At 54.2% G+C, this 13,976-nt stretch carries 4 protein-coding genes, 10 pseudogenes and 1 riboswitch; of the genes and pseudogenes, 9 read left to right on the top strand and 5 right to left on the bottom strand.

Annotated elements, in window-relative coordinates; all coding sequences use genetic code 11:
• A pseudogene (locus ACTBDU_RS12895) lies at positions 1-464 on the bottom strand (transposase); the annotation flags it as partial.
• A gap of 70 nt (positions 465-534) precedes the next feature.
• A pseudogene (lysC, locus tag ACTBDU_RS12890) lies at positions 535-1,797 on the bottom strand (lysine-sensitive aspartokinase 3); the annotation flags it as partial.
• A 110-nt stretch (positions 1,798-1,907) separates the two neighbouring features.
• Positions 1,908-2,104: riboswitch (Lysine riboswitch) on the bottom strand.
• A gap of 289 nt (positions 2,105-2,393) precedes the next feature.
• Between lysC and pgi the strand changes: the two are divergent.
• The 8 genes and pseudogenes from pgi to ubiA all read left to right on the top strand — a co-directional run bounded on the left by pgi (position 2,394) and on the right by ubiA (position 8,696).
• Entirely contained in the window at positions 2,394-4,043 is a 1,650-nt protein-coding gene (pgi, locus tag ACTBDU_RS12885; RefSeq protein WP_438806725.1) for a glucose-6-phosphate isomerase, read from the top strand.
• Positions 4,044-4,589: 546 nt separating this feature from the next.
• Positions 4,590-4,856: a hypothetical protein gene (locus ACTBDU_RS12880; RefSeq protein ID WP_438806724.1), complete on the top strand. Its 267-nt coding sequence runs from the start codon at positions 4,590-4,592 to the stop codon at positions 4,854-4,856.
• Positions 4,857-4,919: 63 nt separating this feature from the next.
• Positions 4,920-5,579 (top strand): annotated as a pseudogene (locus ACTBDU_RS12875) (YjbF family lipoprotein).
• A pseudogene (locus ACTBDU_RS12870) lies at positions 5,576-5,854 on the top strand (capsule biosynthesis GfcC D2 domain-containing protein); the annotation flags it as partial. The pseudogenes ACTBDU_RS12875 and ACTBDU_RS12870, both read left to right, overlap by 4 nt.
• Positions 5,855-5,863: 9 nt before the next feature.
• Positions 5,864-7,049 (top strand): annotated as a pseudogene (locus tag ACTBDU_RS12865) (YjbH domain-containing protein); the annotation flags it as partial.
• Between the two features lie 336 nt (positions 7,050-7,385).
• Positions 7,386-7,511, top strand: a pseudogene (gene ubiC, locus ACTBDU_RS12860) (chorismate lyase); the annotation flags it as partial.
• A 16-nt stretch (positions 7,512-7,527) separates the two neighbouring features.
• Positions 7,528-7,812: a chorismate lyase gene (locus ACTBDU_RS12855; protein WP_438806726.1), complete on the top strand. Its 285-nt coding sequence runs from the start codon at positions 7,528-7,530 to the stop codon at positions 7,810-7,812.
• 12 nt (positions 7,813-7,824) lie between these two features.
• Positions 7,825-8,696 (top strand): annotated as a pseudogene (gene ubiA / locus ACTBDU_RS12850) (4-hydroxybenzoate octaprenyltransferase).
• Between the two features lie 179 nt (positions 8,697-8,875).
• Here ubiA and plsB read toward each other — a convergent pair.
• Positions 8,876-11,345: pseudogene (plsB, locus tag ACTBDU_RS12845) on the bottom strand (glycerol-3-phosphate 1-O-acyltransferase PlsB).
• A gap of 384 nt (positions 11,346-11,729) precedes the next feature.
• Positions 11,730-12,952 (bottom strand): annotated as a pseudogene (locus tag ACTBDU_RS12840) (ISL3 family transposase).
• Positions 12,953-13,039: 87 nt separating this feature from the next.
• Here ACTBDU_RS12840 and lexA point away from each other — a divergent pair.
• Positions 13,040-13,392, top strand: a pseudogene (lexA, locus tag ACTBDU_RS12835) (transcriptional repressor LexA); the annotation flags it as partial.
• Positions 13,393-13,401: 9 nt separating this feature from the next.
• On the opposite strand, the gene ACTBDU_RS12830 reads toward lexA, so the two are convergent.
• Positions 13,402-13,976: IS3 family transposase (locus tag ACTBDU_RS12830; RefSeq protein ID WP_438806723.1), on the bottom strand; the 575-nt coding region annotated here is incomplete at its 5' end.

Raw genomic sequence — 13,976 nt, 5'->3', positions numbered from 1 at the left:
ACCATGGCTGATACTGTGCAGTTCATGAACCTGACTGCGCAATACCGTTCGCCTGCCGTCTGGCCTGTCAGGACGACTTTTCCAGTATTTGTAACTGCTGCGATGAACCCTGAACACGTGGCAGAGTATGGCTACAGGATGATGTGCTCTGAGTTTCCCGATTAACGAGAACTGTTCAGGGAGTCTGACATCAAGAGCGCTGTAGCCTTTTTTAATATTTCGTTTTCCATTTTAATGCGTTGTACCTTCTTCTTGAGCTCACGTATTTCGATTTGTTCCGGGATTATGGGAGAGGTTTTTAGTGTTTTCCCCTGTCGCTCATTACGCAGTTGTTTTACCCATTTCGTCATCGTAGAAAGGCCGACGTCCATGGCTTTTGCTGCTGGCGCGGCGGTGTAATTTTGGTCGACAACCAGTTGAGCGGATTCGCGTTTGAATTCAGGACTAAAATTTTTTCTTTTCATTGGTGCACCCGTGTTGTTCTGAGGTGAGCATATCACCTCTGTTTAGGTGGCCAAATTCAGTGTGCCACTACAGCCGGATGTTGAACGGATCCAGAACCCCGAACACTTCTTTTCCCACCCCGCAGGCTTGCGACAGTTTATTACCAATCAATGCCACTAGCGCCAGATCCTCTTCCACCTCTACCCGGGGCACAACGAGGAGAGCTCGGTCAGCAGCGCCTGCGTGAGCAGGCTCGCGCCGGTGGTGGTGGAGCCGGTGGTATCCATGGTTAACGCCACGCTGACTTCGGAGGTGGTGATAAGATCCACCGAGATGGCATGCCGCGCCAGAATATTAAACACTTCCGCCAGAAAACCGCGGGCGTGCAGCATATTGAGGCTGTGCGATGTCAGCAGCGTCTGGCGCCGGCGCAGAGCTAAAGCGCGAAAGCGCGGAACAGCGGCGGATTGTCGGTGTGATTATACACCAGCGGTGCCGCCGGCGCTGGGATCCTTACTGGAGCCGACAAAGACCGGAATCGCGCTGCGTACCCGCCGGCGGCAGCGTCGCAGGGTGCAAAATTTTGGCGCCAAAGGTGGCCATTTCCGCGGCTTCCTCGAAGCTGATTTCGTCAATGCGCTTGGCCATCGGCACGACGCGCGGATCGCTGGTATAGATGCCGGGCACATCGGTCCAGATATCGATTCGCCCCGTCTCCAGCGCTTCCCCCAGCAGCGCTGCGGTATAGTCGCTGCCGCCGCGTCCGAGTGTGGTGGTGCGCCCTTTTGCCTCGCAGCCGATAAAGCCTTGAGTGATGACCAGCTCAGTTTCCGGGCGCGGCAGCAGCAGGGTGCGCGCCCGCGCCTTAAGAGCATGGCTGTCCTGTTCGGCGCGGCCGAATTGATTGTTGGTAGGCATGACTTTACGCACATCAAACCACGCCGCTGTTACGCCGCGCTAGCGCAAGATTTCCACAAACAGCAGCGTCGACATCAATTTGCCGTGGCTGACTAGCTTATCGGTCAGTGTCAGAGACGTTGCCAAACCCGCCGCCTCGGCCAGCATAGCGATATTATCGATATCCGGTCGATCTCTTCGTGGATCATCGTCTGTTCCGCCAGACGGTCGATAATGCTGTATTGAATGCGGCGGATTTCATCCAGATAGTAGGCGCGGCGCTCCGCTTTGTTGCCTTCCGACAGTGCGACCAGCACATTGGTAACGCCGGCCGCGGCGGAAGGACCACCAGACGCACCGCGGGATATCCGCGCTGCGGTTTATCGCGTCGAAATCGGCCACGCTGGTGCCGCCGAATTTGGCTACCCGCAGGGGAGCAGCAGAGTTGTTTGACATGCCTAAAAATGCCTCGTATCGGATGCCATAGCTGATGATATCGGTGAAAACAGACCAGGCACGAGTCAAGCGCGGAAAACAGGGAGCAGGCGTAGAAGTTGGCTACGGGTACACCCAGAAGCGCCCCACCGTGCCGATCGCCTGGTGGCGAACAATGCTGGTGACAACCCAGGGGATTCAGCTTCTGTGGTCGACGGCGGCTAGCCTGTATGCCCGCTACCGTTTCGGCGTCCCTCCCCCTCAGGTGGAGATCACGGGGAAACGGATTCTACACACCCTGTTTAGGCGACGCGCCTCTTCTGGTTAACGCATCAGATACGTCACTAGGGCATTAGAAATAACGGGTAATAACGGTGATGTCAACGTAGCAACGCGTGATTTTATTATCGCCGGCTTGTTTCGCGGCAGACGGCAATTTGCAGCAGGAAAATCAGCGTGAGTTTGTTAGGCTGAATAAAGGCATGCCGCAAAGTGACGCCGGTTCTGGCACCAGGCGCTATCATTAGCTTAGCGCAAGAAAAGGCATCCCCTGCGCGGCGTTAAGCGATACAATCAAAAAAATATGCGACGATTTAGTCACCTATAAGAGTGTTGTTATGAAAAATATTAATCCTAGTCATACCGCGGCCTGGAAAGGGCTGCAACAACATTTCGCTACGATGAAAGACGTGCAGATAAGCGACTTGTTCGTGCAGGAGCCTGAGCGTTTTTCCTCTTTCTCGGCCACCTTCGACGATCAGATGCTGGTGGACTACTCAAAAAACCGCATCACCGCCGAAACATTGACCCGACTGCTGGCGCTAGCGAAAGAGTGTGGCGTCAAGGAGGCTATCGCCGCCATGTTCAGCGGCGAGAAAATCAACCGTACCGAAGATCGGGCGGTGTTGCATGTTGCGCTGCGCAACCGCAACAACACGCCGATTAACGTGGACGGCAAAGATGTCATGCCGGACGTTAATGCGGTGCTGGCAAAGATGAAACAATTTTGTGATCGGGTAATCGGCGGCGAATGGAAAGGGTATACCGGCCGGACCATCACCGATATCGTTAATATCGGCATCGGCGGCTCCGATCTTGGCCCGTATATGGTGACCGAGGCGCTGCGGCCTTATAAAAACCATCTCAATATGCACTATGTGTCCAACGTGGATGGAACGCATATTGCGGAAACGATAAAAGACCTGGATCCGGCTAGCACGTTATTTCTGGTGGCGTCCAAGACCTTTACTACCCAGGAAACCATGACCAACGCTCACAGCGCCCGGGATTGGTTCTTGAAAACCGCCGGGGATGAGCAACATGTCGCCCGTCATTTCGCCGCGCTGTCTACCAACACAAAAGCGGTAGCGGAATTTGGCATCGATACCGAGAATATGTTTGAGTTCTGGGATTGGGTGGGAGGCCGCTATTCGCTCTGGTCCGCCATCGGTCTGTCCATTGCGCTGTCGCTCGGCTTCGATAATTTTGAAAAACTGCTCAGCGGCGCGCACGCTATGGACCATCACTTCGTCTCGACGCCGCTAGATAAAAATTTGCCGGTGCTCTTGGCGCTCATCGGTATTTGGTATAACAATTTCTTCGGAATGGAGACGGAGGCGATTTTACCTTACGATCAATACATGCACCGTTTTGCCGCTTATTTCCAGCAGGGAAATATGGAGTCGAATGGAAAATATGTCGATCGCGAGGGGCATCCCATCAGCTATCAAACCGGACCTATTATTTGGGGCGAACCGGGCACCAACGGTCAGCATGCGTTTTATCAGCTGATCCACCAAGGGACTAAAATTGTCCCCTGCGACTTTATCGCGCCCGTCATCAGCCACAATCCCCTTGCCGATCATCACGCCAAGCTGCTCTCCAATTTCTTTGCTCAGACCGAAGCGCTGGCTTTTGGCAAGTCACGCGAAGCGGTGGAGCAGGAATTCAGCGCGGCCGGGAAATCACCGGATCAAGTGCAGCATGTTGCGCCGTACAAAGTGTTTGAGGGCAATCGCCCCACCAACTCCATCCTGCTGCGCGAGATTACCCCTTATAGTTTGGGCGCGCTGATTGCGCTGTACGAACACAAGATTTTCACGCAAGGGGCGATATTGAATATTTATACCTTTGACCAGTGGGGCGTTGAGTTAGGCAAACAACTCGCCAACGGCATTCTGCCGGAATTGGCGCAGAATAATCCGATTGATGCCCATGATAGTTCCACCAATGGCCTGATCAATCGCTATAAATCCTGGCGTCACTGATAAACTTTTCTTGAGAGCGCGCGGCCAGAAACTGGCCCCCTTTCTGTTAGTGCCCGGCGATCAACAGAGTAAAGCGTGACGGCGGTAGCGATTTAGAAACACTTTTAGGGTTCTTATTAAGAACACACCGGCAAGCGCTGGACAATGACAGTAAAATTTAACAATAAATTCCTATTTTTAATCATTATAAAACATTAAGTTAATGCTTATTCTTTGTCTGCGTTATTGCTACTAGCCACAGGCGTTAATGTAATACATCGCTGCAACTTTTTACCTTAGGTGGGGCAATATAGTGTGCTTTTTAGCAAATTATCGCGACCGTAAAGGGGTAATGTTGATATTTAATTTCACATTTCAATAACAAAGCAGTGTAATATTCCACAATCGTCCGTTCTTACTCGCTTTTCAGCACTGTTGTGACCTTCTCATGAGTCAAGAGTGCAGTCTATATTTTATTGCATTATATTTTTTTACGATGATTATATTATGTTAATAACAAGTAACTTGATTTATAGTAATTATCCTCATGAGTTAAAGGTATTTAATATGAAAAAACTGTTAAGTGTAGTAATAGCTGCAGCGTTGATGGCGAGTGGTTCCTATGCTATCGCAGCACCGGCCACCACCGGTGCTGACCAGGGCGGCACCGCAGGTGGTACAACGGTTTCCGGCCTGAGTGCTGGCGCAGCTACTGCGGTAGGTGTCGGCGCTATCGCCGTTATCGCTGGCGCGGCATTGATTTCCTCCCACAACGACGATAACGGTAGCGGTGGTAACAACCCGAGCACGAGCACCACGACTTCAACCTTCTAATGTAAAAAAATAATCAGTAACCACACGCAAGTGTGGTTATTTTTTGGGCATTTTTCGTTTAGGATGAAACAACGTGCGCTATTTTTTTTGTTAGTAGTATGCTTTCCGTTGGCCGCTTGCATTCAGTCACAAAAGGAAATAGGTGATACGTTCGCATTGGCCATCTTTGGGACGCCTGACGTTGAGATGACGCCGGTGCAGGTGCACGCGATCCCTTACGCCAGTAAGTACGCCGAGGTGAACGAGGGGTCGCAGATTTTCGTGGTGCTGGCATATGCCGAACAGGGTAATTTGAAATGGGCTACCCGCAACCAGGCGATGCTGGTGACGCGCAACGGGCGTCTCGTCAAGACTCTGGGATTGACGGATAACCTGCTGGAAGTGACCAACCTCGACACCGATCCCCTCATCCATCCCGATCGCATTCTAAATGGCACCGAATGCGACGTTCACCCGTTCCTGGACAGAAAAGGGCTAACTGCGGGCCGCGACATTTATTTCCCGCTTTAGTCTGGCGGATAATGAAACGCTGACGATACTCAATGTTCCCCCCGCGCGACCCACGTGCTTGAGGAAGATGTCACCGTGACAGAACTCAAGACGCACTACCGTAATCGCTACTGGGTGGATGCGCGGTCCGCTGCCGTGATAAAAACCGAACAATTTATCGGACCGGACTACTTCCCGATCGAAACCATCATCTTAAATCTCTATAAACCATGAAAAAACAACGCTTAGTCGCCGTGAGTTTATGTGCTGGTTTTATTGCGTTTGCTATGGCCGACAGCCGGGTAACGATTCATTATCCTGGGCAATTCCAGGCGCGGGTGTTACAAGGCGCCGCCAATCTGGAACAGCTTACGCTGCGGCCTGAGCTTAACGGACGCACGTGGTGGCCGGGCACCGTGATTGCGGAAAGGACCGCCAGCGGGATACAGCAGCAGGCGCAACAGCAGTTGCTAGCTCGATTAAGTGCTTTTAGTGCGGAGCGGCGCGGCGATAATGACGGCGAATTGGCCGACTCGGTGGACAGGGTGCGCGCGCAGTTGACCGACATGCAGAGCAACGCCGGTTATTCGTCGTCGCATATCCAGGTTAAAGGTCATACCATGTATATGACCGGCCAGCAGTATAAGTACCGCGATAGCGCGGAGGGCGTGGATCGCGCCAACCGCATTATGGTGAATAATCTGCCGGAAAATATCGATACGCTGAAAGTCAGCGAAACGCGCGAAAATATGCCGATGATGACGACCGAAACCAATGTGCGCCGCCTGCAGGATACGCTAGAAGGCTACCCGCTGGGCCATGAGCAGCTGTTGATTCAGCGCCGCGTCGAGCCTGACGTGCCGAAAACCGCCGAGCAGGGCTTATTATATTGATCGCAGCCGGCTGCAGCTGAGTTGGTCGCCGGTGCTGAATCAATCCTTCGGCGGCCCGGAAAGCTTCTACATGTATCAGATTGATGTATCAGATTGGCGTGGAAGGCACGCCAATTACTGGTCGTTGTCGGGTAGCCTGTTTGGCAATATCGTTAACAACTACGACAAATTCAACTACACCAAACCGCCGTCAGATTCCCATTTGCCGCGGGTACGTACGCACATCCGTTCCTACGTAGAAAATGACTTTTATATCAGCAATTTGCAGACCACTTACATCTGGTATGGCCAGCTGTACGGTGGTTACCTGGAAATGATGTACGGCGTCGTCGTCGGCGAGCTGCTTTACCGTCCGCTGGACAGCAACTGGGCGGTGGGAGTTGACGGTAACTACGTCAAACAGCGCGATTGGGACAATATGATAAAGTTCACCGACTATAAAGTCGCCACCGGTAATTTAACAGGCTATTGGCAGTTGACCTTCCTGAAGGGCGTTTTGGTCAAGGCGAGCGTCGGGCAATATTTGGCGAAGGACAAAGGGGTGACGTTTGACCTCTCGAAACGTTTCGACAGTGGTATCACCGCCGGTGCGTATACGACCTTCACCAATGTCTCGAAAGAGGAATACGGTGAAGGTTTCTTTACTAAAGGCTTCTATCTCTCAATCCCGCTGGATGTCCTGACGGTCACGCCGAACCGGACCCGTGCGCAGTTCAATTGGACGCTGCTCACCCGCAACGGCGGTCAGATGGTGGGACGCAAATACTACCTGTATGGCCTGACCGAAGAACGGTCGCCCGCGGTGGAATAAGCGCGCTGGCGCGATGCACAATGCAAATGGCCTCCTCCGGGAAACCTTTTTTTCCGACAGACGCTCCTGAACGTGGTGTTTTTACCGCTACGCGCGCCTACTCTATTTATCGTCGCGGCCGCCGGGGCCCGCAGTGTGCATGACGCGCTGAATTGTGTTTACGGCATGTCAATAAAAGGAGGTTCTGGGCTACAATGAAATCTTTGAATACGGGAGCGCAGGCCCTATGCAGGATCAGGCCATAGTGGCGCTACTTGACGGTATTCGCTGGCTCCTGGAGGCCAGCCGGCGTGGCCCACCGACACCACGCGAAGCTGGCTGACCGAGCGCGGGTCGATGACTCGACGCCTTGAAAAGCACTGCGGGAAAATTTGCGGCCGGCGCTATCGCGAAGGGTTTGTCTCCGCCTGCATCGAAGCGGGGGAGGCGGCGCTATTGCCGGATTGTGGGCGATTCTGGCTCCGGGAAGTGGTGCTGTATGATCATGACCGTCCTTGGATTGACTGCGCGCACGTTGGTGCCCGCCGCCGCGGAGGGGGGGCCAGCGCAGCAGGTGCTGAGCCCGGAAGATGTGCCGCTGGGGCAATGGCTGTTCCGTCACCGTCCGCAGGCGCGCGCCGTTATCCAATTCGGCCAGGTTGGCACATTATGGGCGCGGCGTGCCTGCCGGCAGCTTCCCGAGGGGCAACCGTTGCTGCTGACGGAAGCGTTTTTACCCGACTGCCCGCTGTATATCAGCGGCAACGATGTGCCACAACAGTAAAGAAGAATTCCGTTGGATCACAGTCTGACACAGGATAGATGGCAGGCATGGTGCCGGTTGATGCGAATCGATAAGCCTATCGGCTCGCTGCTGCTGCTGTGGCCGACGCTATGGGCTTTGTGGCTGGCGGGCATGGCTATACCCGCGCTGGGAACGTTAACGGTGTTCATTCTAGGGGTCTTCTTCATGCGCGCCGCCGGCTGCGTGATAAACGATTATGCGGACCGTAAAATAGGTGGTCATGTTCAACGCACCCGCGCCCGCCCGTCGCACAGCGGCGCGATAGGTGAAAAAGAAGCCAAACTATTGTTCGGCGCGCTGGTGGGGATCTCTTTTGCGCTGGTGTTGACGCTAAATAGCATGACCGTCTCGCTTCGACGCTGGCGCTGGCGTTAGCCTGGGTTTACCCCTTCATGAAGCGGTATACGCATTTGCCGCAGCTGGTGCTGGGTGCGGCGTTCGGCTGGTCGATACTGATGGCGTTCACCGCAGTAAGTGAGTTTTTACCTTTAAACTGTTGGCTGCTGTTCCTGGCAAATATTACCTGAACGGTGGCTTACGACACCCAATATGCCATGGTGGATCGGGATGATGATCTGCGCATCGGCGTCAAATCTATTGTTATCCTGTTTGGGCGTTTCAATAAACTTATCATTGGGTTGCTGCAGTTGGTGACGCTACTGCTGCTGGGCGTTATCGGCTGGCAGCTCGGACTTGGCAGGATCTACTATCTGGCGCTGCCTGTCGCGGCGGGGTTATTCCTCTGGCAGCAAAAGCTTATCGCTGACCGCGAACGGGAGGCCTGCTTCCGGGCGTTTTTAAATAATAACCTCGTCGGGGTGCTGGTTTTTATTGGCATTTTGCTGAGCTTACTGCCCCATTGACCCCTGTCTTAAATGTGTTTCAGAGCGCCTGCGCGGTGCTTGCGTCAACGGGTCTTCCGGCGCGCAGGTAGATGTCGCCAGTGCCTATAAAGTAACGCCGGCGGTGATCGGCGCCGGCGAAGGTGTCTACAAAGGCGGCGTGATGCTATAGCCGCGGAACGTAAAGGGCAGCGTAGCCGCTATTCCGCCGGCAGCGTCGCACTCGCCGGCCCGTTTGCCAGTAAGCTGGTGCTTTCGATGGTGCCAAGCACGTCGGGAGTAATTAATTGACCGAGAATGTCGCACATCTCACTGACCTTTTCGTCAATGGCATCGCCGGTATCGCTGATATATTCCTCGGCGCGTAGCGTCGCCACCAGCGTTGAGAACACCGCTTTATCAAAAAATTCCGGCGCGTTGATGCCGTCGTGCAGTACCGATAGCCGCTGAGCCATAATGCGGCTCTCTTTTTCTAGCGTTCCGCGGTTAGGCTGCGGATTGGCGCGTAATAACGAAAAGGTAATGGCATATACCGCTGCAGCGTCTCGCTGACACTTGCGGCCAACAGTTGCAAAACATACACACGCGTTTGCGCCGGATATAGCCGTGTTTCTTGCGCGTCCACCAGTCCCTGACGCGCCAGTTTGGCGATGAGGCTGTCGATAACCGGCGGTAACTCTTGCTTGCTATACCGCATAAACAGCTCTGCTTTCTAACAGCGGATAGAGAAGCGTGACCCGCTGTTTGCGGCCGGGCGCGTTCGATCCCCGGATGGCCGCAAATGATACTTGCCACCAGTGACGGCAGAATCAAGAGATGCTGAATATTGTTGCGGTAATAGGTCATTAACACGGTCTGATCGCGCGACAAGCAGATGATATTGCCGATGGTGTCATGCTCGACGGTGAACTTGTTCATCGCCAGAGCATGGGCTAACAACGCCTCCGGCGTCAGATCGGGCACCGTGATGTCCGGCGCATAGGGCACATTGCGCAGTAGCTCAAGATAGCAGACCAGCTGCGCCAGCAACTGCGGGCGGGTAAGCGAGCGCTGGCGAGAGGCCAGCAGCATGCTGGGGCATAAATTGATGACCGTTGGCTGCAGCGGCGTTGGTGATCCGCACCATGAGGGTGGCGGCAATCTCGTCCACCGCCGGCGCCAGCCATCCGGGGCGCTGGGCCTCTATCGGGTCGACGGAATCACGCCACTGCGGCACCTGCTGCGACAGCCAGGTCGCCAGGGGCAGGGGGTCGCCAAAATTGACATAACCCTGGCCGAGATTGCTTAGTTTGCGCAATCCGCGCATCATTTGCCAAAGCCCCTCTTTCTCTTTGGCCGCGCCGCGCAATTCTTTGGCATAAGTCGCCACTTCCATCACATGTTCATAGCCGACGTAAATCGGCACCAGCGTAATAGAACGATTGCCGCCGCGCAACATGGCCTGGATGGTCATGGTCAGCGTGCCGGTTTTCGGATCCAGCAGCCGTCCGGTACGGGAACGGCCGCCTTCGACGAAATATTCCACTGAATAGCTGCGTGTGAATAACTCACCCAGGTATTCGCGGAAAATCGTGGAATAAAGCTTGTTGCCTTTGAACGTGCGGCGAATAAAAAATGCACCCAGATAGCGGAAAATCGGCCCAGCCGGTCAGAAATTGAGGTTAATGCCGGCGGCGATGTGCGGCGGCACCAGCCCTTGGATGGTAAAGCATGTAGGAAAGCAGCAGTATAATCCATATGGCTGCGGTGGCATGGCACATAGACGATCTCATGGCCTTCTTCGGCCAGTTGACGCACCCGTTCGGCGTTGTGTACGTGCAGCCCTTGATACAGCCGGTTCCAGGTCCAGCTAAGAACCCGGTCGGAGAGGCGGATCGCTTCATACGAGAAGTCGGCAGCGATTTCCTCCATGAGTTCAATCGCATTCTGTTGCGCCTTTTCTACCGAGATCTTCTTGCTGCGCGCCTCATCCTCCACCGCTTTTTCAATGGCTTTAGACGCCAACAGCTTATTAAATAAATCCTGGCGCACCGGTAGGCGCGGCCCCGCCGCCACTAGCCGCTGCCGGGCGAAGTGAATGCGCGCCACCCGTGCCAGTTTCTGGGCGATAGACTTGTCGGTGCCGTGCTCGGTGGCCATATGGCGCAACGACAGCGGCCGCGAAAATCGCACGAAACTGTCGCGCCCGAGCCATAGCACCACGAAGAACTTTTCGATACCGTTCAGCAAGCGCAACTGTGGTGCCGGCTGGGAGGTTTGCGACTCCCTGCCGGGCGAACGGCCAAACATGACCGATACCGGCACCAACTGTACATCCAGCGGAGGATTGGAGCAGTGCAAATCGAGGTAATTATGAAACAGCGAAACGGACTGTCACTTTTCCGCGTACCACGTCAGCACGCGCGGGCCGTCATGAATAAATACATAACGCGGCAGGGTGACGCCGTCGATATCAAGCGGCGTCAGCGGGTCGGGCAAACCCTGTTTCAGGCATTGCATACGCAGGGTGAGCAGGTCCGCTTTGGAGTTATAAGGCAGCACATACATCATGGGCTGCCGGGGATCAAGGCCGGCTTCAGCGCGCGGATCGGCCGGAATGACTTTACTTCTTACCAGCAACTTTAGCGGTAAATCCAACAACGTATAATAGATTCTACGCCAATCTGATATATCTCCGTGAAGCCTCTTGTTAGCAATGCGATGCAAGCATACCAGAAACCCCGCGGCAGATCTGTGGCGGCGTCATTGTCCGGGGCCACAGCGGCGGCCGCTGCAGTATCACGCGCAAAAATGATGCCCGCTGGGTTCGAGTTTTCTGATACTTGCCGGTAATCTGCCGGTGGCAGTGAATAATCCAGGGCATCTGACCACGGCGTAAACGCTGCCACCTTCCGTGCTTGGGCGCCCCCGTTGCCGCAACGCAACGGCGAAAAGCCTATATTATCGTGAATGACACCCTATTTCGCGCGTTTTCGGTTTTCAATTGGCAATGACCTGTATATACTCTCAGAAAGACTGTATAAACAAGGGTCGTCCCCGATCATGCTGGGAGACTCAGAACGCCATGTTCAGCTTTCCGTAGTGGAACAGCACACCCAGCCTGAGCCGTTCTTTATTCCTGAAGCCCTGTGACTTAATCCTAAGCAGGCGTATTTTACTGTTTAGCGACTCCGCACTGCCGTTTGACACTCGGTTTTTCATCACATTCAGGATGTCCTAAAGGCGCTTTGCCACCATCCTGCCAACGCTGACCATCAGCGGTATTCCGCTGTTCTTTGCCATTATCATCCATTCCTGCCACAGCTTTCGGCTATGGCTATCATAGCGGCGGTGCCACAGGTCGCGGGCAAATTCTTTCATGACCCAGCACTGACTGCTTTGGGGTAACACCAAGCGTGCAACTTCCAACCTGTCGGACGACCTGCGTCCATGCCGGTTCTGTTTACCGTAAAACCACAGATAGCGCGAGCGATAAGCCACTTTCCTGTCTGACGATGGGATGCATTTCATTTCAGCCATACGTGTTTTATCAACAACGGCGCAGAGCGTTTTTGCCACATGGAAGTGGCCGAAGACGATTTTATCCACAGCATTAGGAAGATGGATCCGGGCCGCGCTGATATAGGCCATGTTCATGTCCATCGACAGCGTTTTTATCTCGTCCAGTTGGCGATCGCTCAGGCAGCGCAGATAGCTGGCGAGACTCTCCATACCATGGTCATCTGTTAGTTTCAGAGCACGGCCTTGATGGTCAGAGATAACGGTGACGTACTGATGGCCTTTTTTGAAGGCCACTTCATCCACGCAGAGGTGACGGGCTGATAAAGGTTTTTTATCCGGGCAAGACCCCGTTTAGCGGCGCGCATCATGATGCCGTCCACGGCATTCCAGCTTAGCTTAAGCTGCTTTCTGACGGCATCTACCGTGCTGATTTTGAGCCATGAGAGGACAAAGAACTCGAACAACAGCGTGTACCGGCTTCCAGGGCAAGCCCAGGGAGCGGGGAGTGTCTGGCAACCGTGTTCAGGGCAATCAATGCGAGGAACACCCGCCTCAACTAGTGTCGTGAACTGGCAGGTATCAAGGTGACGCCATTTACGATGTCGATGGTCATATATGGGGCAGGATTTACCGCAGGTCAGACAGGTTAAAGGCGTATGCTCAGCGATACCGACGGTGACCGTCACAAAACCGGCATTTTTATCGAGGGAGAGAGAATTAACCTGCCACGGCGCGGACAGGTTGAGAATGTGGGTATAGAGGGACTTTTCGTCCATGGCTGGCACCTCAGAGTATCAAGATTGCCATTATAATGCCCCGATCCACCACAACAGGGAAAGACCCATAAACAAACAGGGGACGAAATGAAAGCGCTAACCACCAGACAACAAGAGGTTTTTGACCTGATCCGCGACCATATCACGCAGAACGGCATGCCCCCACGCGTGCCGAGATTGCGTTGCGTCTGGGGTTTCGTTCGCCCAATGCGGCGGAAGAGCATTTGAAGGCGCTGGCGCGCAAGGGCGCCATTGAAATTGTCTCCGGCGCGTCGCGCGGCATTCGGCTGATGATAGAAGAAGAAAGCGGTTTGCCGCTGATTGGGCGGGTGGCCGCCGGCGAGCCTTTGCTGGCAACGCAGCACATTGAAAGCCACTATCAGGTGGATCCAGCCCTGTTCAAACCCCATGCGGACTTCCTGCTGCGGGTGAGCGGCATGTTGTAGTGGTCAACTAAAACTGGCCATCGCGTTAGCGTTTTTCCAGTATCTATTTTCTGATTCGTTTGGTGGCAACCCACCGTTATATTCATGCGGCCTGAGTGCGCTGTAATATCCCACGATATAGTCGGTAATTTCATGAGCAGCTTCGCTGAAGCTGTTGTAACCCTTTGTCGGCACCCATTCTGTCTTCAGGCTGTGGAAGAAGCGCTCCATCAGGTTGTTATCCCAACAGTTACCACGCCGACTCATGCTTTGTTTGATCCGGTCACGCCACAGCAACTGTCGGAACTGCCTGCTCGTATAGTGCCTAGCCTGATCGCTGTGGAACATCACTCCGGCTGGTTTACCACGCGTTTCCCATGCCATTTCCAGTGCTTTGATGGTCAGTCTGCTGCCCGGGGAGAACGACATAGCCCAGCCCACCGGTTTCCTCGCGAACAGATCAAGAACAACCGCAAGGTATGCCCAGCGTTTCCCGGTCCAGATATACGTCACATCGCCGCACCATACCTGGTTTGGCTCCGTTACAGCGAACTGGCGCTCAAGATAATTCGGGATCGCAACATGCTCCTGACCGCCAC

Origin of the sequence: Sodalis sp. (in: enterobacteria), assembly GCF_051710625.1 — a bacterium.
Classification (GTDB): Bacteria; Pseudomonadota; Gammaproteobacteria; order Enterobacterales; family Enterobacteriaceae; genus JBPESN01.
The sequence above is the reverse complement of the archived record's forward strand: the minus strand, read 5'-3'. Positions and strand labels throughout refer to the sequence as shown.